General features: G+C 63.6%; 21 protein-coding genes and 2 pseudogenes. 18 read left to right on the top strand and 5 right to left on the bottom strand.

Going from position 1 to position 22913, the window contains the following annotated elements; genetic code table 11:
- The first annotated feature begins 216 nt into the window (after positions 1-216).
- Genes ASC63_RS03115 through ASC63_RS03105 form a run of 3 tightly spaced genes read left to right on the top strand, consistent with a single transcriptional unit; the run spans position 217 to position 4310 of the window.
- Positions 217-1458 carry an ABC transporter substrate-binding protein gene (locus ASC63_RS03115; protein WP_157487557.1) on the top strand — a complete coding sequence of 414 codons (1242 nt, stop codon included), beginning with the start codon at positions 217-219 and terminating at the stop codon, positions 1456-1458.
- 30 nt (positions 1459-1488) lie between these two features.
- The gene (locus tag ASC63_RS03110) at positions 1489-3237 is read left to right on the top strand and encodes an ABC transporter permease (protein ID WP_082487119.1); all 1749 of its coding nucleotides are present in this window, start codon (positions 1489-1491) and stop codon (positions 3235-3237) included.
- Between the two features lie 59 nt (positions 3238-3296).
- Positions 3297-4310, top strand: a complete 1014-nt coding sequence (locus ASC63_RS03105; protein WP_200936751.1) for an ABC transporter ATP-binding protein — start codon at positions 3297-3299, stop codon at positions 4308-4310.
- Here the strand turns inward: ASC63_RS03105 and ASC63_RS16730 are convergent.
- Complete coding sequence (locus ASC63_RS16730; RefSeq protein ID WP_268765137.1) at positions 4303-4431, bottom strand: hypothetical protein; 129 nt, start codon at positions 4429-4431, stop codon at positions 4303-4305. The genes ASC63_RS03105 and ASC63_RS16730 overlap by 8 nt on opposite strands.
- On the opposite strand from ASC63_RS16730, the gene ASC63_RS03100 reads away from it, so the two are divergent.
- From ASC63_RS03100 to ASC63_RS03050, 12 genes and pseudogenes are all read left to right on the top strand, one after another.
- Positions 4379-5035, top strand: a complete 657-nt coding sequence (locus ASC63_RS03100) for an aspartate/glutamate racemase family protein (protein WP_442915062.1) — start codon at positions 4379-4381, stop codon at positions 5033-5035. The two genes, ASC63_RS16730 and ASC63_RS03100, sit on opposite strands and share 53 nt — an antisense overlap.
- Positions 5032-5853: a p-hydroxycinnamoyl CoA hydratase/lyase gene (locus ASC63_RS03095; protein ID WP_055809761.1), complete on the top strand. Its 822-nt coding sequence runs from the start codon at positions 5032-5034 to the stop codon at positions 5851-5853. The genes ASC63_RS03100 and ASC63_RS03095 overlap by 4 nt, the downstream gene beginning before the upstream one ends.
- Before the next feature lies 1 nt (position 5854).
- A complete protein-coding gene (locus tag ASC63_RS03090) occupies positions 5855-7381 on the top strand; it encodes a class I adenylate-forming enzyme family protein (protein ID WP_055809758.1) in 1527 nt (508 codons plus the stop codon).
- Between the two features lie 32 nt (positions 7382-7413).
- Positions 7414-8847 (top strand): lyase family protein, encoded by a 1434-nt coding sequence (locus tag ASC63_RS03085; RefSeq protein WP_055809754.1) that lies wholly within the window; start codon positions 7414-7416, stop codon positions 8845-8847.
- 239 nt (positions 8848-9086) lie between these two features.
- Positions 9087-10448: an aminomethyltransferase family protein gene (locus ASC63_RS03080; protein WP_055809751.1), complete on the top strand. Its 1362-nt coding sequence runs from the start codon at positions 9087-9089 to the stop codon at positions 10446-10448.
- A 51-nt stretch (positions 10449-10499) separates the two neighbouring features.
- Positions 10500-11489, top strand: coding sequence for a hypothetical protein (locus tag ASC63_RS03075; protein WP_055809748.1), 990 nt, complete (start codon positions 10500-10502; stop codon positions 11487-11489).
- Positions 11490-11532: 43 nt separating this feature from the next.
- On the top strand, positions 11533-12366 hold the full coding sequence (locus ASC63_RS03070; protein ID WP_055809745.1) for an IclR family transcriptional regulator: 834 nt from the start codon (positions 11533-11535) through the stop codon (positions 12364-12366).
- A gap of 146 nt (positions 12367-12512) precedes the next feature.
- The gene (locus tag ASC63_RS03065; protein ID WP_055809743.1) at positions 12513-12710 is read left to right on the top strand and encodes a type II toxin-antitoxin system VapB family antitoxin; all 198 of its coding nucleotides are present in this window, start codon (positions 12513-12515) and stop codon (positions 12708-12710) included.
- 127 nt (positions 12711-12837) lie between these two features.
- Entirely contained in the window at positions 12838-12966 is a 129-nt protein-coding gene (locus ASC63_RS16725) for a hypothetical protein (protein ID WP_268765135.1), read from the top strand.
- A 73-nt stretch (positions 12967-13039) separates the two neighbouring features.
- Positions 13040-13336: a helix-turn-helix domain-containing protein gene (locus ASC63_RS03060; protein ID WP_055809740.1), complete on the top strand. Its 297-nt coding sequence runs from the start codon at positions 13040-13042 to the stop codon at positions 13334-13336.
- Positions 13333-13851 (top strand): HipA N-terminal domain-containing protein, encoded by a 519-nt coding sequence (locus ASC63_RS03055; RefSeq protein WP_055809737.1) that lies wholly within the window; start codon positions 13333-13335, stop codon positions 13849-13851. Before ASC63_RS03060 ends, ASC63_RS03055 begins: the two co-directional genes overlap by 4 nt.
- Positions 13852-13896: 45 nt before the next feature.
- Positions 13897-14454: pseudogene (locus ASC63_RS03050) on the top strand (HipA domain-containing protein); the annotation flags it as partial.
- 347 nt (positions 14455-14801) lie between these two features.
- Here the strand turns inward: ASC63_RS03050 and ASC63_RS03045 are convergent.
- Both ASC63_RS03045 and ASC63_RS16605 read right to left on the bottom strand, forming a co-directional pair.
- Complete coding sequence (locus ASC63_RS03045; RefSeq protein WP_055809733.1) at positions 14802-15152, bottom strand: DUF4190 domain-containing protein; 351 nt, start codon at positions 15150-15152, stop codon at positions 14802-14804.
- Positions 15153-15351: 199 nt separating this feature from the next.
- On the bottom strand, positions 15352-16290 hold the full coding sequence (locus ASC63_RS16605; protein ID WP_235491754.1) for a DUF4190 domain-containing protein: 939 nt from the start codon (positions 16288-16290) through the stop codon (positions 15352-15354).
- A 423-nt stretch (positions 16291-16713) separates the two neighbouring features.
- On the opposite strand from ASC63_RS16605, the gene ASC63_RS03035 reads away from it, so the two are divergent.
- On the top strand, positions 16714-18279 hold the full coding sequence (locus tag ASC63_RS03035; RefSeq protein ID WP_157487555.1) for a hypothetical protein: 1566 nt from the start codon (positions 16714-16716) through the stop codon (positions 18277-18279).
- A gap of 379 nt (positions 18280-18658) precedes the next feature.
- On the opposite strand, the gene ASC63_RS03030 is transcribed toward ASC63_RS03035, so the two are convergent.
- Positions 18659-19896 (bottom strand): IS3 family transposase gene (locus tag ASC63_RS03030; RefSeq protein WP_157487554.1). Its coding sequence is split into 2 segments (ribosomal slippage): positions 18659-19611 and positions 19611-19896, totalling 1239 coding nucleotides; the frame shifts between segments, so codons are not numbered across the junction.
- 57 nt (positions 19897-19953) lie between these two features.
- Between ASC63_RS03030 and ASC63_RS03020 the strand changes: the two genes are divergently transcribed.
- Entirely contained in the window at positions 19954-21393 is a 1440-nt protein-coding gene (locus tag ASC63_RS03020) for an L-fucose/L-arabinose isomerase family protein (RefSeq protein ID WP_200936749.1), read from the top strand.
- The gene (locus ASC63_RS03015; protein ID WP_235491751.1) at positions 21384-21725 is read left to right on the top strand and encodes an L-rhamnose mutarotase; all 342 of its coding nucleotides are present in this window, start codon (positions 21384-21386) and stop codon (positions 21723-21725) included. Before ASC63_RS03020 ends, ASC63_RS03015 begins: the two co-directional genes overlap by 10 nt.
- Positions 21726-22590: 865 nt before the next feature.
- Here the strand turns inward: ASC63_RS03015 and ASC63_RS16005 are convergent.
- Positions 22591-22899: pseudogene (locus ASC63_RS16005) on the bottom strand (integrase core domain-containing protein); the annotation flags it as partial.
- Between the last annotated feature and the right edge of the window lie 14 nt (positions 22900-22913).

Here is a 22913-nt window from a genome sequence, read left to right as displayed (position 1 = left end):
ATGGCGAGGACGTGCAAGACGGCGAATTGAGTGGAGGTTAGGCCGTTCTGCAGTTCGCGGCTCCAGAGGGCGGTGGCCCGCGCCTGGCTCACTCGGAGCAGATGCCCGACCAGATCACGAACTTGGAACGCCTCTGGCGCCGGGTTCGCGACGATCCCACTCACTCTATCTCCCACAGCTGATCGTTGACATCCTATCGGGGATAGGATATCATCAGTGTACGGACGATCTGTCGAGGCCTCATCCGCCTCAGATCTCACGATTGGTTTTTCAATGAAGAAAGGTCAAATGCAAGAGATGTCTCGTTTTCGCAGCATGAAGGTGACCGGCGCAATCATGGCCGTCGCTGTCGCCACTGTCCTGGCGGGTTGCTCATCGCAACCCGCTCCCGCTCCCACCGATACTGGCAGCGGGGCCGCTTCGGGGCCCTACGCCTCAGAAGTCGCCACGGCGAAGAAGCTCATTCCAGAACTCGACGCCGACATCGTGAAGAAGGCGTGCGATGAGAAGCAGCTGACTCTGTACACGCTCATCTTCCGCAACGATCTCAACCCCTTGGTCCAGAAATTCCAGGATGCCTTCCCCTGCATCACGATTCAGAAGACCGCCCTAAGCGGCGGCGCGTCAGCCGAGCGCTTCGCCACCGAGGCTCGTGCTGGCACGGTCGGAGCCGACATCTGGATGAACAGCAGTCCGGCCGCCGCGGACAGCTATGCCAAGGAAGGTCTTCTGACGAGCTGGACGCCGCCGAACGTGAAGCGCATCATTCCCGCGCAGTTCAAGGATTCCAAGTACTGGTGGTCAGTGGGTACCGTCACCATAGGCATTGCCTGGAATAAGGACGCGGTGGGTCCGGCGATGGACAAGAAGCTGTCCTCGATCACCACATGGGACCAGCTGGCGGTCGCTGGTCTCAAGGGAAAGTCCGGCATGGCCAATGTCCGGGCAGGAGGTACCACACAGCTGCCCTACTTCTATATGGAACAGAGGTATGGAAAGTCGAGTCTCGAGAAGCTGGACTCCACTTTGCAGCCGACGATCTTCTCCGGCGTTGCCGCCCTGTCAGCCCAGTTGGCATCAGGCGCCATCGCTTACGCACCGTTGACCGGAGGAGGCACGTTGATCGCCGACACCTGGACCGCGGGAGCGCCCGTGCGTTGGCGCTCTCTTGAGCCCGGGCTCGCAGTGCCGTTCTTCGAGACGATCGCCAAGACGGCTCCGCATCTGAACGCCGCCAAGCTGTTCGTCGCGTGGTCGTTGTCCCAGCAGGGTCAGCAGAGTTGGAACTCTGATGTCGGACTCACCCCGGTGAACCCCGCGATCAAGGACTTGCGGACCTACGCAAAAGAGTCTTGGTTCAAGGAGCCGTCGTTGAAGTCATACTTCGTCCCCGACTGGACCAAGATCAACGACGACCTACCTCAGCTGACGAGCGACTTCGACAGCATCTTCGGATAGTCGGACGCGGCGAGCGAGCCAGGAGAGACGATGTCTGCCCCCATTTCCCCCCTGGGACCCATGGCCGGTGTGATCCCCGGTGCTCGCTCGTCGCGGGGTCGGTCGCGTGCGACCGATGCCGACTGGTTGAACCGCGTACTGGTGGTGATCGTCGGCGCAATCGTTCTGATCCCCACCGGGACCCTCGTGGTCGGCGCCTTTTCCAGCCAACCGCCGCGGGCACCGGGCCAGTCGTTCACGTTGATGAACGTCGGGCGCGCGTTCACGACGCCCGAATATCTGGCGGCCCTGGGCAACAGCGTCCTGATCGGAGCGCTGACCGGCGTCTTCAGCGTGGTCATCGGCACCGCCATCGCATTCGCCGTCGGCCGCATGCGATTGCGCTTCTCGCGATTCTGGGAGAACATCGTCATCCTTCCGGTTTACGTGGCGCCGCTCACGATGGCGCTGAGCGCGGAAGCGCTATTCGCGCCCCGAGTCGGCTTTATCAACGTTCTCCTGCCGAACACCTCCTTCTTCGACATCTTCGGTCTTCCCGGAATCGTGTGGGTTCTCACGGTCACCTTTTCGGGCATCGTCTTCCTTTACATGATCGGGCCGGTGCGCAATCTCAACGCGGAACTCGAAGAAGCCGGCGCCGTCCTGGGAGGCAGTCGCTGGAACATACTGCGACGCGTGTCGATCCCTCTGCTGGCGCCCTCGATCCTGTCGACGTTCATCGTGGTCTTCCTCCTGGGTGCGGAGGACTTCTCGGTGCCCGGGCTGCTAGGACAGGGTGCGGGTTTTCATACGCTGCCGACCGAGATCTACTACCTCGTGACTTACCAGCCGTCCAGCCCGAACCTCGCGGCGGCGCTCGGTCTGACCCTCTTGCTCATCGCGGTCATTGGCATTGCCATCTATCGCAGGCTCTCGAGAAATGCGCTCCGTTACGTGACCATCGCAGGTAAGTACCGTGCCTCGCGCACCTTCGAGCCTCGTCGGTTCCGATGGTTGCCCGAGGTGCTCATCGCGCTCTGGCTCGTCGTTGCGATCCTGCTGCCCGTCGGGGGACTGGTCTTCGGGTCGTTCCTGAAGTTTGTCACCCCGCACATCACCGCATCGTCGTTCACGCTGGCCAACTACCAGCGGATCTTCAGTGGGACCGGTCCCCAGCCACTCCTCAACACGTTGATCCTCGCCCTGCTCGCGGCGACCATCGTCGCCTTCCTCGGTGCACTGATCAGCTACGGTCTGCGTTACGGGCGGACGCGTTCACGCGGGGTTCTCGACTACCTGTCGATCCTCACCCTCGGCATTCCCGGGGCCGCGCTGGCGGTGGGAATCCTCTGGGCTTATGTCGGACTTCCCGCGGGGATATGGGGCTCCATCTGGGTGCTCTTGATCGCTTACGTCACCCGCGCAATCGTCCATGGGGTACGGGCGACAACCAACTCCCTCCGGCAGACTTCACCGCAACTCGACGAGGCAGCTCGCCTTCTGGGTGCTGGCCTTGCTAGGCGCATGCGCACCATTCAGTTCCCCCTAATGAGCGCGGGGATGCGTTCGGCGTGGGTCTTGGTATTCATCTACGCCGTCAACGAGGTGACCGCCTCGGTGCTCCTGGCCACCCAGAACTCCGAAACGGTAGCCGTGAAGATCTTCAACGCCGTGCAGATGAGCGGGCCGATCCAGGCATTCGCGTACGCAGTCATTCAAGGGCTCATTGTGGGGCTCGCGCTGCTGCTCTTCAACCGCATATTGGGTGCAGGGGACAGACGGAGGGGACGGCTCGGATGACCGGCAACACGGGCCTCGTGGTCACCCAGCTGACCAAGAACTTCGGAGACGAGCCCGCCGTGCGCGGCATCAGCTTAACGGTGGAGACCGGGCAGATCGTCGCTCTCCTCGGGCCGAGCGGGTGCGGCAAGACCACGACCCTGCGAAGCATAGCCGGGCTCGAGACCCCGACCAGCGGCACGATCACCCTCGATGATGACGTCATCTTCTCGGGCGACGGTATCGACGTCAGTCCGGAGCGGCGGGGCATCGGCTTGGTCTTCCAGTCTTATGCGCTCTGGCCGCACATGACGGTATTCGAGAACGTCGCCTACGGCCTCCGCGTGGCGCGCGTCTCCCGTGCCGAATTGCGGTCCCGCGTGCAGGAGGCTCTGGAGAGCGTGCAGTTGCAGGCTCTCCGAGATCGCTACCCTTCCACGCTGAGTGGTGGTCAGCAGCAGCGCGTCGCCTTGGCTCGGAGTCTTGTCATGCGGCCCAAGCTCTTGCTCTTCGACGAACCGCTGAGCAACCTCGACATGAAGCTGCGTGAGTCGATGCGACAGGAGCTTCGGCAGGCGATGAAACAGACCGGGCTCACCTGTGTCTATGTCACCCACGATCAGCAAGAGGCGATGGCGATCGCTGACCGGATGATCGTGCTCCGTGACGGGGCGATCGCGCAGGAGGGAATGCCTGCTGAGATCTACGCCCGCCCGGGGAACACCTTCGTGGCGTCGTTCGTCGGCTCCGCCAATCTCCTGCGCGGCGAAGTGGCGGTCGGTGGGCGCAGCGTCCGAGTGTTGGATGCGATCACTCTCGAGCTCGACGATCCTGCGCCGGCCGGCGCCGGCACCGTGGTGATCCGTCCGGAGTGGATCCGCGCGGCGCGCGACGCCGATCGTAGGAATCGCATCAGGGCGCGCGTCGCCGATGTGACATTCCTCGGCAACATCACCTTCTACGACCTCGATGCGGCCGGCACCTCGCTGCGCATGCAGTCGACGTCGTTCGACCACCGTCCCGGCGACGAGCTGGACGTGGAGATACCACCGGAGCTCATCCGGGTCGTTCCGATTGAAGAGGAGGTCAGCTGATGGCGAGAGTCGCCATGGTTGTTGGGCAGTATCCGGGAATGGAGCGGGAGAGACGCGAGCGCGTGATCATGTCGTACGCCGGGCCGGGATTGGAGATCGGGATCACATCGGTTCCGGTCACGCCGTACACCCACTTGACTCGGGCAGAGGTGGACAGCCTCGGCGCCGTCTTCATCGATGCGTTCCGTCAGGCGGAGGCCGAGGGATATGACGCGGTTGTGCCGCTCGGAACGCTTGACCTGGGGGTGTGGGGCGGCAAGTCGGCAGTGGGGATCCCCGTGGTCGGTCCGACCGAAGCCATGCTTCACATGGCCGCCATGGTCGGCGACGCGTTCGGTCTGATCACCTATGGTCCCCAGGCGTCCCTGGTCCGGGCGCTCCTCGCGCGCTATGGCATGTCGGACAAAGTGCTCGGCATCCGTACCAGCGGGTATGACCTGCCCGACATCGCGGCCAATGAGACCTCGATGATCGATTCATTTTTGACAGCCGGCCGTGAGCTCGTCGAGCTCGGAGCCGACGTCATCCTGCCGATGGGGATCAGCCAGTGCCCGGTGCACATCTCGCCGGAGGAGGTCTCTCGAGAACTCGGAGTGCCAGTCGTCGAAGGCTTCGGCGCGCCGCTCCGACTGGCCGCCGCGATGGCTGACCTCAGGATCGTGATCGGCGACCATGCCCGCCAGCAGCCTGTTTTCCGATCCGACAAAACGGGAGTTTCCTCATGACTGATCCGATCTTTGAGACGATCCGCATCGATCGTGAGGGACTGACCAGCATCCTGACCTTGAACCGACCCGAGAAGCGCAATGCGATGAGTCCGCAACTGCACATCGACATGACCGAGGCGCTCGAGTATCTGCGCTACGACGACGCGACTCGTGTGCTCGTCATCACCGGGACGGGTGAGTCGTTCTGCGCCGGGATGGACCTGAAGGAGTTCTTCCTCGAGCTCCGGGACGACCCCAACGAGTACGAGCGGATCACCCGGCTCGCCGTGGACTGGCGGGGTCGTACCCTGCGCTACTTTCCGAAGCCGACGATCGCAATGGTCAACGGGTATTGCTTCGGCGGCGCCTTCGCCATCGTCGAGTCCTGCGATATCGCGGTGGCGGCGTCGAGCGCGACCTTCGGCCTGTCGGAGATCAACTTCAATACGTTCCCCGGTGGTGCGGTGAGCAAGGCGCTCGCCAACCTGTTGCGACCGCGCGACGCCCTGATGCTGGCGCTCACCGGCCGTCCCTTCGATGGCGCCCACGCCGCGGAGATCGGCCTCGTCACCTATACGGTGCCCGATGAGGAGTTGCGTCAGAACGTGCTCGAGCTCGCCGCCGAGTTGGCAACGAAGAACTCGGAGGCGCTGCGCGCGACGAAGGAGGCCTACCGGTTCTCACTCAACATGCCGTGGGAGGAGGCGATGGCCTACTCGGAGGCGCGCGAGGCGACCGTGACGATCCGCACCAGCGATTCCTGGCGGGACGACGGCATCGGCGACTTCCTCAAGGGGGAGTACAAGCCGGGGTTGAACACGCGCGGTCGGGCATGACATGAGCGCCGCAACCCGTCAGCTGACAATGTGGTCCGCGCTTGAGGAAGCGCTGGACAACCAGGTCGGAGCGACCTACACAATCGACGATCATGCACTCACTCTCGTCGACGTGCACCGACGTGCAGAGGTGTTGGCCGAGCGGCTGCGAACTGTCGGGGTCGGCTCGGGAGATCGTGTACTGATCGCAGCGGGTGCGCGGGCCGAGTGGGTCGCACTGTTCTTCGCGGTGCTGCGACTCGGCGCGATTATCGTGCCGCTCAACACCCGCGAGCGCGCCGACGGTCTCCGGCACGTGATCGGGAAGTCCGCTCCTGGATTCGTCGTCACCGTGGATCCCGAGGACCCGCTCGACGGTGCCGTCGGATGGCAGGTCCTGGAGTTGGCCGGCGTTCAGGACGATCAAGGTATCCGCCTCAACGAGGGATCTCTGCGGATTCATCGACGCGCCGGCGACGCGGGGGCGAGGACGGCTTCGACGACAGGCGAGCAGCCTGCCATCGTCCTGTTCACCTCCGGCAGCACGGGGCGGCCGAAAGGCGCGGTGTTGCGTCAAAGCCCGGCGCTGCGCGCCGCCGCAACGACTTACAGCAGCTTGGAGTTGGAGTCGCAGGACGTGATGTTCAGTCCGCTGCCTTTCCATCATGCCGGCGGTCTGTTCACGGCGCTGCTCGTCCCTCTGGTTGCAGGGGCGTCGAGCGTGGTGCAGTCCCGTTTCGAAGCAAAGACGGCGGTCGCGATGATGAAGCACTATGTCTGCACGGCGACCATCGCGCACCAACCGCACTGGGTCGAGTACATGCAAACGGGTCTCCCCCGGAGCATCGTCAAGGCGCTGACGCTGGCTCCTCCGGTGACGAACGCGCAGGTCGAGAAGCAACTGGGTGTGCGATTGATCTCGCCTTACGGCATGACCGAAACGCATCTCTCGGGGACGGTCGCACGATTGAGTGATGACGCTGACATCCGCCTGAATACCGTCGGTTCGCCCATGCCGAATGTCGAGATGACGGTCGTTGATGTCGAAACCGGCGAGCCGGTCGCGCGAGGCGCCGTGGGCGAAGTGCTGCTGGGCGGTGATTGCATCATGAACGGCTACCTCGACGAGCCGGAGCTCACGCGCGACGCGATCGACCCGCGGGGCCGCTATCGAACCGGCGACCTCGGTTTCGTCGACGAGCGCGGCTGTCTGCGCCTGGTCGGCCGGCGCAAGGAGATCGTGCGCGTCGGAGGCGAGAACGTATCGCCGGCCGAGGTCGAGGACACGCTGCTGCGGCATCCAGGCATCGCCCAGGCCGTGGTCGTCGGCCGGCCCGATCCACGACTAGGCGAGGTCTGCGTTGCCGTCATCCAGGCGACTGATCCGGCGCTCGCCGCTGACGATGTCTTCGCCTGGTGCGTCGAGCGCCTCGCCCGCTTCAAGGTGCCCCGAGAGGTGCGCTTCGTGACGAGTTGGCCGATGAGCGGTCCGGGCAAGATCGCGCGCGCCGAGGTGCGCGACCAGGTGGTAGGGAGTGTGACTTCATGACCGAAAGTTCCCTTGACGAAGGCGTACGGATCGTGGAGGGCGTCGGCGGCCGGTTGTCCCGCGGCAAGTCGGCCGCCTACCGCGGCGTCATCTCGCGGGTGGAGGCCCGCGCCGTCCCCTACCTGGCCCGCTATATGGTGGCGACCGACCTGGTCTACCTCATGGCCGCGAGCGACGCTGGCTCGCCGGACACCCCGCAGAGGCGCGAGCTTCTCGCGGTACTGGTGGATCTGCTGCCCGACGGTGGAGAGCTGATAACCACCGGCCTCGACCTCGATTTGCTCACCTTGCGCGAAGCGTGGCTGATCGATCGGGTCGGTCCGGATGTGGCCGGCCATTTGCACCTGGGCCGCAACCGCACCGAGAGCCTCAAGCAATATCTGCCACGACTGTTCTTCCGCGAACTCCTCGCGCAGCAGCGCGTCGCACTGCTGCGCCTGATCACGACGTTGCGCCGGCTCGGAGAGGAGCACCGAGACGTCCCGATGCCCGTGTACCACCACCTGCAGCACGCGATGGTGTCGACTCTTGGGGAGTACCTCCTCTCCTGGGCCACCAATCTGGTGCCGCATGTCGAGCGGCTCGACCAGGTCGACCATCGTCTCGACCTCGCTCCCTCGATCAACAACGAGAGACCCGAACTGAAGCGCTTGGCCGACGGGGTGTGGCCGCGACTCGGCTTCACGCGCGTTGCGCGCCTGCGTCACCAGCAGCACGCGACCGAGGATCAGTTCTTCGAGCCGATGTTCGCGCTCGAGGCAACGAGTGTGGCGATCGCACGACTGGCGGAAGACCTGCGGCTGTGGATGACGTCCGAGTTCGACCTCTTTGCCCTCGACGACAGTGATGCAGCAGGAAGCTCGGGCTTGCCCCAGAAGAAGAATCCGTTCGGCTTCCAGGCCATCATCGGAGGAGCGTCGGTAGGTGCTGGCCGACTCGCGGCGCAGCTGACGACGAGCATCGCCCCATCCGAAGGCCTGGAGTCGGCGTTCCAGGCGGCGAGCTTGTATGAAGCAGCGACGGACGCCGTGTCCCACACCGTCTTCATCGAAGAGGTCCTCGACTCGGGGCGATTCAACCTCGACGAGCTCGAGCGCAAGGCGTATTGGGGCGAAGCCTTGATGAGCGAGGCGTGCGACATGTTGGTCTTCGAACAGAATGTTCCGTTCCGGATGGCGCACCACGAGCTCGGCGCCCTGGTTCGCGCTCGGCTGGAGGGGGGAGATGTCCCGGACGTCGTCGCCGCGCTCGAAGGTCGGTTGGGAAGGAGCCTGGACCTCACCACCGATGATGTGGTGGCGGTACTCGATTCGCACCGCATTCCCGATTTCAATTGGCAGCGTGCCAGCGTAACTCGGGCGCTGATCGAACTCGACGAGTTTCTCGCCGGGCAGTCGGATTCCGCCGTCGTCTCCGAAGCGATCGCGGCGATCGAGGCCGAGGCCCGCCGACGAGTGGCCGGATGAGCACCTTCGGCGGCCTGCATGCCTTTCACGTGCGCTTAGGGCGGGCCTGGTGATGTCCGCTCCGGAAGTTCTGCACAGAGGAATTATGTGTGGTCCGCTCTTGAACCCTGCGACGATACTCGTTGGCGGGCCGCCTTGATGGTCGCACGCCAGTATTGCGCCCGTCCGACAACGAAGCCGCTCCAGGTGCTGCGGCCCATCGCGGACGACGCCCCATGTCGCATGAAGGAGTGAACACGATGACCGAAAAGCTCGAGGACGCCATCCAGCGTGCCGGGGGTCCGCTCCCGTTGCTGCGCAACTGGTCGGCGCGAGCTCACACCCTGCCGATCGTGGCTGAGCACACGAGTTGGCAGGAGGAGCAGCACGCGTGGAAGGTCGCCTGTGTCCTGATGGACCAGTCGCACCACATGACCGATCTCTTCCTGGAGGGTCCGGACGCGCTGAAGCTCCTGTCCGGCCTGGGTACGAACAGTTTCAAGAACTTCGGCCCGGGCAAGGCGAAGCAGTTCATCGTCGCGGACTACTACGGCCGCTACATCGGCGATGTCATCCTGTTCGCCCTACCCGACGGCGGCTTCGATCTCGTCGGTCGCGAGATCGTCATGGATTGGGTGCAGTATCACGTGGAGATCGGCAACTACGACGTCACGGTCACCCGCGATGACAACACCGCCGTGCGCGAGCCGGGCAAGCCCCCGGTGCTCTACCGCTACGAGGTCCAGGGCCCGAACGCCGGCCCGCTGATTAGAAAGGTCCTCGGCGGCGAACTGCCGGATGTGAAGTTCTTCAACATGGCCGGGTTCTCCATCGGCGGACACCATGTGCATGCGCTGCGGCACGGCATGGCCGGTCAGCCCGGCTACGAGCTCTTCGGACCGTGGGTCGAGGGCGAGGACGTCCGGAACGCGATCGTCGCCGCCGGAGACGAGTTCGGCCTCAAGCACGTCGGCGCCAAGGCGTACTCCACCGCCAACCTGGAGTCCGGCTGGATCCCCCCGACGCTCCCCGGCATCTTCTCGGGTGAGAAGAACAAGGGATTCCGCGAGTGGGTCACGACCGCGACGCTTGGTGCGCTCGGCGGCAGCCTGAACCACGACGAGATCGAGGAGTACTACCTCACCCCCTACGATCTCGGGTATGGCCACTACGTGGTCTTCGACCACGACTTCGTCGGCCGTGAGGCGCTCAAGAAGATCCAGGACGGCGGCCCGAACGCCAAGGTCTCGCTGGTCTGGAACTCGGACGACGTGACCGCGGTCTTCGGCTCGCTCTACCAGCTGGGCGAATCCGCCAAGATCATCAACATCCCCAAGGCGCGCTATGCGCTGTATCAGAAGGACGCGGTGCTCAAGGACGGCAAGCTCGTCGGACAGTCACTCGATTGCGGGTACATCTCGAACGAGAAGCTGATGATCTCGCTGGCCTCGATCGACAAGTCGCTGAGCGAGCCCGGCACCGAGGTGACCGTTCTGTGGGGCGAGAACCCGCGTTCGCAGAAGAGCGGAATCGAGCCGCACAAGCAGGTCGAAATCCGTGCCACCGTGGCACCAGCGCCGTTCGAGCGCTACGCTCGCGGCGAGTACCGCGACCAGAAGTAACCTTTCTCGCGAACATCGCCATCCGGAAAACAGAAACACAGGAAAGGCCTCATGTCCCGTCTCCAGCTCAGTTTCGCTTGTTGGGACTACGACCGCGTTCGTGCCCTGCAGGACGGCCGCGTGCGCCCGGAGGGGATCGATCTCAACTTTCTGCCCTTGCGAGTGGAGGAGACCTTCTTCCGGGCATTGCGCGGACATGAGTTCGATGTGTGTGAGCTCAGCCTGTCGTCGTACCTGTTGACGCTGAATGCCGAACACCCGCCGTTCATCGCCATTCCGGTGTTCCCGTCGCGTTTCTTCCGGCACCAGTCGATCTACGTCAACACCGACAAGATCGGTTCGCCTGTCGAGTTGGTCGGGAAACGCGTCGGGACGCCGGAGTTCCAGATGACGGCGGGCGTCTGGCAGCGGGGGCTCCTCGCCGACGAGTACGGTGTGCCGGTCGACAGCGTCGAGTATGTCACCGGCGTGCTCAACGGGGCCGGCAAGCGCGAGGAGAAAATCCCGCTCGACCTGCCTCCCGAGATCCGCGTGAGCACCGTCCCCGAGGGGGCGAACCTGTCGGAGATGCTCGCTTCGGGTGAGATCGACGCGATCTACACCGCACCGGCTCCGGACTCCTACGGCACCTCGCCGAAGGTTCAGCATCTCTTCCCCGACTTCGTGTCGGTCGAGAAGGAGTACTACCAGCGCACCAAGATCTTTCCGATCATGCATGTGGTCGCGCTCAAGCGGAGCCTCTACGAGGCCAATCCGTGGATCGCGCGATCGCTCATGAAGGCGTTCGACGAGTCGCTGCAACTGGCCTACTCCGATCTGGCTCAGCGTTCGGCCCTCAAGGTCATGCTGCCGTGGCTCCAGGAGCACCTGAGTGAGACCATAGATGCTCTCGGCAGCGGCTACTGGGACTACGGCATTGAGCGCAACCGCCACGTGCTCGAGACCTTCGCCCATTACTCCCACATGCAGGGGCTCTCGAAGACCCTGCATTCCCCGGAGGACATGTTCGCCTTCGGAGCGGATGAAAGCTTCCTGGTCTGAGCCATGAAGGCGTCTCCCGGCCGGCATCGCTAGGTTCTAGCTCATGGCCATCCCCGCGCAACGGCGCAAGCCGGCATACGCCCTCAACTCCGTCGACAACGCTCTTCGGCTGCTCCAGATGCTCCGCGATCGCGGGGAGTTGCGCGGCAAAGAGGCGGCCGCCGAGTTGGGGTTGTCGCCGTCGACCGTGCACCGGTTGATGTCGATGCTGGTGTTCCGGGGTTTCGCAGCACAGGACGAATCGCGCAGCTACCGGCCCGGACCTTCGATCGGCGTCGGCGCCGTGTCGGCCCGCTACACTAAGCACCTCATCCATTGCGCGCGCCCTCACCTTGAGCGGCTCCGCGACGAGATCGAGGAGAGCAGCTATCTGATTGCCCTCTTCGGCACCTCGATCCGGTTCTTGATGAGTGCCGAGGCGGACTACCCGACGCACGCCGGCGATCGCGACGGTTTCGTGCTGCCGGCGCACAGCTCGGCGGGCGGTCGCGCAATCCTGGCCAACAAGTCGCCCAACGATGTGGTCGACGTGTTCCTCAGCGGTGGCGGCCCGCAACTGAGCCTGCCGGAGCTGGAACGGCTGCAGGCAGAGCTGCGCGGCGTCCGGACCCGCGGCTATGCGTTAAGCGTCGAGGAGGCGGAGCTCGGAATCGCCAGTATCGCCGTGCCGATCCGTATCGAGAACCTGCAGCCGGCCGCGGCTGTCTCGATCGCCGGCCCTGTCTCCCGCCTGCGCAAGCTCAGTGATCCAGCCATGCTCGCACGGCTGGGCCGTACCCGTGCCCTGATCGAGGCCGAGATGCGGGTGCGATCGGATGCTGGAGAATTCACTCCGATGGCGGTGGAGCCGTCCGATACGCTCAGCCACGAGGTCTGAGCAGCGGCCTAGCCTCGATCCCGGGATACGAGCGAGACTGAACAGCCCGTCATTCCGGTCGTCATTCTGCATTGGTGCATGCCTCAATAGCTGGACAGCTCCGCGTCGGTCTTATGTAATCACTTATATAGATCGACGGAGGCGCCATGGCTATCAAATCAATCGACGTCGACCAAGACCAACCCAAGCAAGCCAAACAGCTGACCGGGACCTCCTCGAATCGCGAGACTGTTGATCTTGCGCTCCGCACCCTGATCGCCGTTCGCCGTCAACCCTCCACCATTGAGCGGATCATCTCTCGCCGCTTCGAGCCCGGCCAGATTGACGCTCCAACGATGCCGTAGTCTGAACTCCGATCAGGACTTCGGGTACGTCGAGAACGCCACGCATGGCGCCGTTCGCCAGGAATACATCGCGACGTAAGCGCTGTGCCGCGCCGGTCCGTCTGGCCTGCGCCAAGGCGAAGGGGGCGTGACGCTCGAGAGCGGCGAGCCGTTCGTCGACCCATACGTCTACCCCGGCGCCACCGTGCTCAGGAACATCCCCGGCGACACTGCTCGTCGAGCTCGGGCGGAACTCCGTGGCAAGCCATCCGCGTAATGACGGCCATATCATCCGTTATATGCCATACTGGCGGACAGGATCTTCACTAATTTACCCTCGGAGGTGCCCCATGGTGGCAGAACTGCCTGCGGCGATCCTCCGATCCGCCCGCGAGATCGGGAAGGACTTCGCCGGTTGGCGGAAAATCCTCGGGCTCACCGCCGCCCAGGTCGCAGAGCGTGCCGACATTACAAGAGACACTCTTCGCAAGCTCGAGCACGGTGATCCGACCGTGAGCTTCCATGTGGTCCTGCGTGTGGCCCGCGCGCTTGGGCTCCTCGAGACGGTCACTAAAGCGTTGGACCCGCTGGACACCGATCTCGGCCGCGCCCGCGCGGACCTGCTCAACCGGCAGCGTGTCCGATGACACAGCACGAGGTTCGGTATGACGCTCTCGAGGTCCACGTCGACCTCGAGGAAGCGACCGTGCTTGCTGGTCGCGCGCAGTTCCATCGCACCCGCGGCCGGCTCACTGCCACGACCTTCCAGTACGACCGGTCCTACCTCGCTCACCCGGCCGCGTACGAGATCGACCCGGCTCTGCGTCTGGTCTCCGGCACCCAGCACACGCCGGGGCTACCCGGGGGGTTCGCGGATTCCGCGCCGGACCGCTGGGGGCGCAACCTTATCAAGAAGCGGGAACGAGGCCTTGCACGCCAGGAGTCGCGTCGGGCCCGCGAGCTCGATGATGTGGACTTCCTGACTGGCGTCGGGGACATCACCCGCCAGGGCGCGCTCCGGTTCCGCGCTGACGCTGATCCAGCTGCTGTGTTCCTGGATCCAGACCACGCCGTGCCTCGACTGATCCATCTTCCCGAACTCCTCCATGCCGCCGACACTGCACAGCCAGAGATACCAGCGATGGCAGCTACGAAGCAGTGAAGGCCCTCCTGGCCGCAGGAACCGGCTCACTCGGCGGGGCCCGACCGAAAGCGGTCGTGCTCGACGACGACGGACGCCAGCCAGCTCATCGCGAAGTTCCCGCACCACGAGGACGAATGGGATGTCATGGCTTGGGAGGCGACCGCACTGGACCTCGCAGCTTCAGCTGGGGTGCTTGTGCCGACGCACCGCCTGACACCCATCGATGACCGGCACCTGCTTCTCCTCCACCGATTCGATCGCGCTGTGACTTCTCCTGGTGCGGCAGCTGGCACAGCAAACCGCATCGGCTACATGAGCGCGATGACCCTGCTCGGGCATCGCGATGGAGACACAGCCGACTATGCCGACATCGCCGATCGTCTCGCCGAGGTGAGTGCGCAGCCGCGCGAGGACGCACACCAGCTGTTTCGCCGCGTCGCCGTCAGCGTCGGGCTGAACAACACCGACGACCACCTCCGCAACCACGGGTTCCTCCGCGGCCGCGGAGGATGGAAGTTCAGTCCCGCGTTCGACGTGAACCCAAACCCGGACGCCGACATGCGCCAGACCACGATCGCCGGCGCCGATACCCACGCCGACGAAACAGAGGGCCTCATGTAGCTCGCCCGGTCCTGCCGGCTCTCCGCAGCCGAGGCCCGGGCAGCACTCGAGCACGTCGCCGACGCGATCAGTCGGTGGCGAGAGGTCGCCGTCAGCAACGAGGTGCCCCCGTCACGACTCGCTCGGTTCGAAGACTCGTTCGCTGCTGGTCTCGAAACGCTTCGCGAAGCCTGAACGGCGCGAAGCATCGTCCTGCAGGCCCGTCGATCCGAGCATTGGCGCGCTTGGAACGACCACCTAAGTTGTCGCCTTGAATCCTTGATTCAGCGGATTGCCAAATAACTTGTCGCTCCGAGCAGGTCGCGAATTGTTCTCCCGTGAATGGGCGCGGGTGCCGCGGGAATCCTCTAAGAGTGCTGGCTCAGTGCCGCTATGAATCCTGCGGTGACGAGCGCGACGGTCAATCCAAGTGCGGCGTATCCGATCCATAGTGCCGCTACCGCAAGACCCCAGCCCTTCTCGTTTGTCTTTTTTAGCTGAGAGAGTGCCACATGCCCAAGAATGATCCCGGGGATCGCTCCGAAGAAGACGATAACGAACGCCACGATTGACAGCACGCTGGTCTTGTCCTGCAGCACAAGCTCACCACTCTCGATCGCCCGACCTCGTCGGCGCGAAGCTCGAACGACGAAAACTATCGGTAGGGCGACAGCTAGGACGATAAACAGCAAAATCGCTAACTGGTAGACCGAGATCACAGGGACTCCTCGTCGGGATGTTGGAAGCAGCGAGAAACGCGCCAACCGAAGCCTATGGGATGCCTAGCCGCCCAACTTCACCCCAGTTCGAGGCCCACAGGTGTCGCTAACGCTTGAAAACTGGACCGTTGCGAGCCATGAAAAGTGAACAGTCGACGGCCCGGTCAGTATCGTCGCAGACAGCGTCGAGGCGCACGGGTCAGTGCGTCGACACAAGAATCGCAAACACGGCCCAGAACACGACAGTCCCAACCACCCACGCATACCCGAGAACGAGACCGGCGGTGGAAAGGCCGGATCCTCGCTCACCTGTGCGCTTGATTTGAGATTTGGCGATGTGACCGAAGACGATCGCGAGGTAGCCACCGAAGATGCCAAAAATGAACGCGAGCACGGCGAGCGTGTTCGTGCGGTCAGTCTGCAGCGGCGCAGTGGCGCTCGGCAGGAAGTTGGGCTGTATGACGGGGATTGGCTGTCCGGGATTAGCCAGCTCGTAGGCGGCCTGCCAGTCTCGGATCGCCTGTGCGTTGACTTCGACTCGCGAGGCTTGCGCGGCCGTCATCGCCGCCGCGCGCCTCTCGGCAGCGCCATCACCTCGGCCGATAAGAAACGCGACCCAAGCAGCCACGGACGGAACAAGGACAAGGATGGCCCATCCAACGTCAACCCGTGGGCTGAGCGCGGCTCCGGCCGAAAGGATGAGGATCGGGAGGGCAGCGAAGGCGCGCCCCGGGCGCTGTCGGACGATGAGCCATCCAGACAGTGCCAATGCTTGTGCAATCACGCTGACGAAGAACAGCGCTGGCCGAAAGTCGATCATGTCAGCGACGAATGTGTACAGGGGCAGCGCGACGACTATCGCGCCAACAAGGAAAGCAAGAGCGCGAATTTTCACGGGCCGGGCGACTGCCGCGATTACCCAGCCTGCGATCAGCAAGAGCGCGGCAATCCAAAACGCAGCCAGCATCAACCCGCTGCCGCCGAGGTGAAACAGTTCCTGAGACCTGAAGATGGCGAAATAGCCTGCCGGTGCGAGTACCACTGCGATTCCGGTACTGATTTGAGTCGCCAGGAGGCGAGATGCGGATCGTGGAGCCGTTGCAGGCTCCACAGCGACGGTTTTCTCGGGTGCGGTCACTGAATGGTCCTCTGAGACGGGATGGGCCTGGCGAGCAGGATGGTTTAGCTTAGCGATTGCGGCGCTTTCTGGGGAACCATTGTGAGCGCCCCCAAAATGGGGTCATCGTCTGGCAACAGCGCTACGCGACCCGCGTTGAACGCGGTCCCCATGAACTTCCAAGACCGCCAGCCGGCCGTGCAACCCAATAGATGAATACAGCCGGAACGACCGTTAACAGAACAGACCCATTGATCGGCAGGACGGCCAATTTGAGGGGCAGGTCCATCGGGTCGTACCGTCGATCTCGGCGCAGTGCGCCACAATTGTGCAATGGTCAACCCGAATGGCTCTCGAATTGCGGCGGCCGCAACCGTCATTGTGCTGTTGTGCGCGCTGGTGAGCGGGTGCGCCCAAGAGCACGCCGACACAGGCACCGCGAGCGTGGCCGTGCACTCCGGTCAAGAGGTGAAGCTCGCGACTGAAGGCAACCGGCTGACTGTCGACATACCGGCGGCGTCCATCGCCGGGAGCGGAACCTTGACCGCGTTATCCGTCACCGACAGTGCGGGCGTCGAGGGCTGGAAGATCGCGCTCTCTGGCGAAGCAAAACTGGTTGGCCCTGCGACCCTGGGGTTCAAGCACGACTTCGCAAAGGGAGAGCCCGCCCCGCTGGTGACCTCCACCGAGGACGGCACAACGTTAACGGCAGCAGACGGTGTAATCGTTGAAGGAAACATCGCTGTCGTGACGACAACCCACTTCTCGACCTGGTTCACGATGTGGTGGAACGACGTGCTCGACAAGGCACGTGCCCGGATGGACAAGTTTTACGCAGGCACGGGGAAGGCGCCAAGCTGCACCGACGAGGCGAAGGCGAAACAGAAGGGATATAAGGTCACCTCGGATAGCGGCAGTCGTGTCTACTGGTGCCTCGGTCTCGACGGCTCCGGGGCGCCGCAATTGAAGGTGACGAACGCGCGCGGCTACTTCGTTGGCGCAGAGAGCTCGCCCGGCATCACTCCGCAGGAGTCGGGAGCGAACGATCTCATCGCGATCGTCTCGAACATCATCAAGGAACGCCCATCCCTTGCAGGGAACACGGTCACGCTGGTCGGACCCGGTGAGACCGTGCAGTACAAGATCACCGGATCGGGTCAGTCGGGAGTGCGGGTTCAACCATCGGTTCCCGGGTACCTCGTCACAGCGGCGCAGTACGCGGTCGACACCCTCGGGGAGGTACTCGGCCGCATGGGCAAGGGCGGGATGAAGAAGGGGGCGCTCGAGTCTCTGTTCGACTGGGAGTCGTGTCTCTCCGGCTACAGCAGCATGATGACCGCGAAGGTCGAGACCGCACGCCAGGCGACCACCTACTTCGATGACGCCGTGGGCACAACGCTCGGATGCATGGAAAAGGCGATCGGCAAGGCCGGACTAGGTTTCATCGGGACCACGATTGCCAGCGGCATCAGCTGGCTCGTCAGCGGCGTCCGCACGGCCATGAACGGCTTCGGTGCTGCGGCAGACACTGCGCTCAATCCCAGCGGCTACACGATCTACGTAACAGCGCCCACCACCATTGCGTCACCGGCGACCGCTCCACCAGTCGTCACGGCTCCAGCCGGCTTCCCCGCGGCTCTCTCCGGCACTTGGTGCACGAAGTCCGACCCTAACAACTGCTTTAGCGCGGCGGAACTTGTAGCGCAGCATCAAGGGGCGTTCGTTGCTGACACGTTTAAGCCAGATGCACTGGGTACGACCGGCTATGACATTTGCGTGGAACCAGACTCCAACAAGACATGCGATATGGCGGGCACCATGCTTATCGAATACTTCCCGGCCGGAGTTGCCTGGAACTGTGTCGCAGTGGAGGTGAAGCAGAAGGGCTGGCCCACATGCAACCCGGACTTCACCTCGGCACACATCACGTCCAAGGCTCGGATCGTCATTCTGCCAAACCACCAACAGGACTCGGTCTACCACGACACGGAACCGATGTACCGCCGGTGAGCCGCCAGCCCACGGTGGCGACCAAGGAGGCTGTTGTTTCCCGCGAGAAACTTGCTGGGCTGGCTTGGGCGAAACGGCCGGTGGCGATCGCGAAGGCGGTGATCGACTCACAGCCGAAGTGGCCCTGCGCGATCCGTACATCACCGCCGCTTTCGTCGGACTACTTCGCGCGAATTTTCGTGGTGGCCAGGACTTGGAGGTTATGTCTTGAGTTTTAGGCTGACGATCAACTGTCGGGCAACGTGCCTGTGGTGGATCCAAAGCCCCCGCGCACGCGGTAACGACCTTCTGGCCGGTGACGTCGCGCTGGTCGGATCCCGAGGTGGGGCCGGTACAACCACCGATCTGCCACACGGCTGAATCGGCCTGGGTTTCGTTCCTATTGGGAGCCTGGTCCGGCAAGATCCGGTTGGGCTGGTTCGAGGTCAGCGTAGTACGCCTGCTCGACTTCGAGCGGGGTGCGCATGTCGAGTTCGCCGTGAAGGCGCTGATTGTTCCACCACCACACGTATTCGAGGGTGGCGAGCTCGACCTGTTCGACTGTGCGCCACGGACCCTGCTGGCGGATCAACTCCGTCTTGTAAAGGTTGTTGATCGCCTCAGCGAGGGCGTTATCGTATGAGTCGCCGACGGTTCCCGTGGAGGGCACCGCTCCGAGTTCGACGATCCGGTCGGTGTAGACCATCGCCATGTAGTTCGATCCGTGGTCCGAGTGATGGGTGAGGCCGGTCAGGTCGCCGCCGGCGTCCCAGGCGGCCATATCGAGCGCTTGCAGCGGCAGGATCTCTGCCCGCAGGGTCGCTGCGACGTTCCAACCCACGATGCGGCGCGAGTAGACATCAGTGACGAACGCGACATACGCAACCCCTGACCACGTCGCGACATAGGTCACGTCGCAGACCCAGAGCCGCCGCGGACCCTCGGCGGTGAAGCGGCGGTTGACGAGGTCCTGCGGCCGCTGCAGCGCTGGGTCGGACTTCGTCGTGAACACCTTCTTCGACTTGCGCACCCCGCGAACACCGGCTTCTCGCATGAGTCGCTCGACCTGGTCTCGGCCGATCACCCATCCTTGCCTGCGCATCAAGGCATGCATCTTCCGGCGCCCATAGACGCCGTAGTTCTCCGCATGAAGGCGAGCGATCTCTGGCACCAGGAGATCGTCACGCAGCTGCCGCGCGGACGGCGTCCTGCCCGCAGCAGCACGATAGCCGCGTGAGGTCAGGAATCCTCTCACTGCCGGGCGAAGGACCTGGCAGATGAGCTCGACCCCGAAACGATCCCGGTGCTCAGTGATGAACCGGATCATCTCGTCGAGGGGCGGTCGAGCTCCTTCGCGAAAAATATGCTCGCGGCCTTCAAAATCTCGTTGGCCTTCCGCAGCTCAGCGTTTTCTCGCTGGAGACGCTTGATCTCCGCAACGGCTTCGGTCGTGACCCCGGGCTTCACACCGGCATCAACCTCGTAGCGCCGCTGCCACAGCCGCAACGTCTCCGGACTCATCCCCAGCAGGCCAGCCACGTGGCGAATCGCGCTCATCAGATTCGGGTGATCGCCCCGAGACTCCGCGAGCATCCGCAGCGCACGCTCACGCATCTCCGGCGAATATCTTCTGTTCATCGTGTTCCATCCTTACTTGAAGAACGGAACGAAACCCAGGCCGATTCAGTCGACCAGTTGCTTCCGCAGAAGCGGCGCCGCCAGACCCGGATCGGCCTTGTTGCCGGAGGGCTAGCTGCCTACTGGCCTCAGTTTCCTGAGCTCCTCCCGCAGTTGCAGGAGTCGAGCCGTTATGTCACCTCCCGGTTCAATGCCCTCGACGCCGAGGTAATCGACGCCGGCTTCGTCTCCGATGCGCAGGAGGCCAACATCGCAGCAGAGAAGCTGCGGGTCGCAGATTGCGATCTCATCGTCATCTTTCTCACCACCTACCTGACATCCTCGATGGTGTTGCCCATCGCGCAGCGCACCAAAACCCCGGTGCTGGTCATCGACCTGCAGCCGACCGAGGCGATGGATCACGCCAACTTCGATACCGGCAAATGGCTCGCATACTGCGGGCAGTGCCCGGTGCCGGAGGTTGCGAACGTGTTCAAGCGAGCCGGGATCCCGTTCCGTTCCGTCTCGGGCCACCTGAAACAGGAATCAGCGTGGACCCGGATCACCCAGTGGGTGCACGCAGCCGGAGTCCGCGCGACTCTGCGAAACGCCCGCCACGGCCTGATGGGTCACGTGTATCCGGGGATGCTGGATGTCTCCACCGACCTGACTCTCGTCTCGACCCAGTTCGGTTCCCACGTCGAAGTTCTCGAGTTCGATGACCTCCGCGTTCGGGTGGACAAAGTCACCGATGCCCAGGTTGCCGAGCGCGTCGCCCTGGCCCGGTCAGTATTCACCATCGACCCGTCCGTCAAGGAGGAAGACTTCACCTGGGGCGCCCGCGTTTCGGTTGGCCTTGACCGGATGGTGGATGACTTCGACCTCGACTCTGCCGCGTACTACCACCGCGGACTCGGCGGGGAACTGCACGAACGCCTCGGCGCCGGCATGATCCTCGGAGCTTCACTCCTCACCGCCCAGGGAATCCCGTTCGTCGGTGAATACGAGCTCCGCACCAGCCTTGCCCTGCTCGCCGCGCACACCATCGGCGCCGGTGGATCATTTACCGAGATCCAGGCCCTCAACTTCAACGACAACGTCGTAGAGATGGGCCACGACGGACCAGCTCACCTCGCCGTTTCCGAACGCGACCCGCTGCTGCGCGGCCTCGGCGTTTATCACGGCAAGCGCGGTTACGGCGTCTCGGTCGAGTTCGACGTGAAACGGGGCCCGGTCACCACCTTCGGCATCGGACAGGACCGCGATGGCAGCTTCGTGTTCATCACGAGTGAGGGTGTCGTGACCCCCGGCCCACTGCTGGCGATCGGCAACACGACATCCCGCGTTGGCTTCGGGGGCGATCCCGGCGAGTGGGTCGACGAATGGTCCCAGACCGGAATCGGCCATCACTGGGCCCTCTGCGTCGGGCATCGGGCCGCCGACATCCGCGCAGCTGCGTCCCTGCTCGGAATCGAACACCGCCACGTCGACATGAATCGGCTGGACCAATGGCGATGAGACACTTCTGCTTCCAGCTTCAGGTGAAGCCCGGGCATTTCGCTGCCTACCGGGCCGCGCACGCTGCGGTCTGGCCAGACATGCTCAAGGCACTTCAAGAGACCGGCTGGCACAACTACTCGATCTTCATGCGCGAGGACGGCCTGCTCATCGGCTACTTCGAGGCCGAAGACCTGCAAGCGAACCTCGACGGCATGGCAGCGACCGAGGTTAACGCTCGCTGGCAGGCATCGATGGCCGACCATTTCGTCGACCTCGACGTTCCCGTCGACCAGGCCTTCCAGTATCTCGACGAAGTATTCAACCTCGACGACCAGCTCGGGCAGTCGTAATCGCACGGCTCATGCAGTTCTTAGACTTCGAACTTCCCTTAGCCTCAATACCGTTCAGTTAAGGGGACTGCCCGGCAGAGTCACCCCGCAGCAGGCATGGGATGCGACACCGAAAGCCGACCCACCCCGGGCCAAGAACCAGCTGCGGCCCGTCGGCTGGGACGGCATCCGCCGCACCACGGTCGCCAGGAACGGAATCGTCCAGGTGCGGCAAACCCGGTTCCACGTCACCCGGCTTCTCGCCGGCCGAAGCGTCTATCTCGTCGAAACCGACCAACACCTGCTCGTCTTCGACGACCAGGGCACCGAGCTTATGAAATACCGGTGGCCCAGACCCGGAATCAAACAACTCGGCTCGGGACGGCCTCGGGGACGACAACCTCGGACTCTCTGAGTGTCAGGCATGTCCTGATGCAGAACTGTCAGGCATGTCCTGATGCAGAACTGTCAGGCATGTCCTGATGCAGAACTGTCAGGCATGTCCTGATACATCACAACATCACATGCAAATTGTGATGTCTCAAGACATCGGTAACAGTTCTGCCTCAGGACATAGGTAACACTTCATGTCTCAGGACATCGGTGACGCTCAGAAGGTTTTGCGTGGTCCGCGGGGTCCTTTCGGTCGGCCGCTGCCGACGTATTTGGTTCCGGGTTTCGGCCATTGGTGCTCGATGAGAAGGGTGCCCTGGTCGTCGAAGACCAACAGGGAGTCGTCTGCTTCGACGAGGTAGGCGAGGGTTCCGAAGAGGGTGCGGCTGACCTGGAAGCGGATCCCGCGGACGAAGACGGTTCCGTTGTCACGAATACGGGTCATCCGAACACCGTCCGGCAGGGCCGCAGCGGGCCTCGGCGTGGGGCGCGGTGGTTCAGCTTTCGGGGTCGCCGCCCAAGCCTGCGAGGGAGTGACCCGGCCTGGCAGCCCCTGGTGGGGGCGTTCGTGGTTATAGACCTGGTCGAACCGGTCGACCTGCTCCTGCAACTCCTCCAGGCTGGCTGCCATCGGTTGCTTGTCGAGGAACCGGAACAGGGTCTGGTGGAAGCGTTCGTTCTTGCCCTGCGTGGTCGGTTTATAGGGTTTGCCGGTGATGGGCTCAACCCCGAGCGAGGTGACATAGGCGACCAGCTGGCCGAGGACCCCGCGCCGGGAAGGGTTCAACGCGGCCCCGTTATCGACGTTGTGCCGAC

The sequence above is a fragment of the Leifsonia sp. Root112D2 genome (genome assembly GCF_001424905.1).
Taxonomy (GTDB): Bacteria; Actinomycetota; Actinomycetes; order Actinomycetales; family Microbacteriaceae; genus Root112D2.
The sequence above is the reverse complement of the archived record's forward strand: the minus strand, read 5'-3'. Positions and strand labels throughout refer to the sequence as shown.

What these genes read in the sequence shown, in the direction of transcription:
- ASC63_RS03110 (WP_082487119.1), top strand. Translation starts at nt 1,489, where the DNA reads ATGTCTGCCCCCATTTCCCCCCTGGGACCCATGGCCGGTGTGATCCCC.
- ASC63_RS03100 (WP_442915062.1), top strand. Translation starts at nt 4,379, where the DNA reads ATGTCGTACGCCGGGCCGGGATTGGAGATCGGGATCACATCGGTTCCG.
- ASC63_RS03095 (WP_055809761.1), top strand. Translation starts at nt 5,032, where the DNA reads ATGACTGATCCGATCTTTGAGACGATCCGCATCGATCGTGAGGGACTG.
- ASC63_RS03090 (WP_055809758.1), top strand. Translation starts at nt 5,855, where the DNA reads ATGAGCGCCGCAACCCGTCAGCTGACAATGTGGTCCGCGCTTGAGGAA.
- ASC63_RS03080 (WP_055809751.1), top strand. Translation starts at nt 9,087, where the DNA reads ATGACCGAAAAGCTCGAGGACGCCATCCAGCGTGCCGGGGGTCCGCTC.
- ASC63_RS03075 (WP_055809748.1), top strand. Translation starts at nt 10,500, where the DNA reads ATGTCCCGTCTCCAGCTCAGTTTCGCTTGTTGGGACTACGACCGCGTT.
- ASC63_RS03070 (WP_055809745.1), top strand. Translation starts at nt 11,533, where the DNA reads ATGGCCATCCCCGCGCAACGGCGCAAGCCGGCATACGCCCTCAACTCC.
- ASC63_RS03065 (WP_055809743.1), top strand. Translation starts at nt 12,513, where the DNA reads ATGGCTATCAAATCAATCGACGTCGACCAAGACCAACCCAAGCAAGCC.
- ASC63_RS03060 (WP_055809740.1), top strand. Translation starts at nt 13,040, where the DNA reads ATGGTGGCAGAACTGCCTGCGGCGATCCTCCGATCCGCCCGCGAGATC.
- ASC63_RS03055 (WP_055809737.1), top strand. Translation starts at nt 13,333, where the DNA reads ATGACACAGCACGAGGTTCGGTATGACGCTCTCGAGGTCCACGTCGAC.
- ASC63_RS03015 (WP_235491751.1), top strand. Translation starts at nt 21,384, where the DNA reads ATGGCGATGAGACACTTCTGCTTCCAGCTTCAGGTGAAGCCCGGGCAT.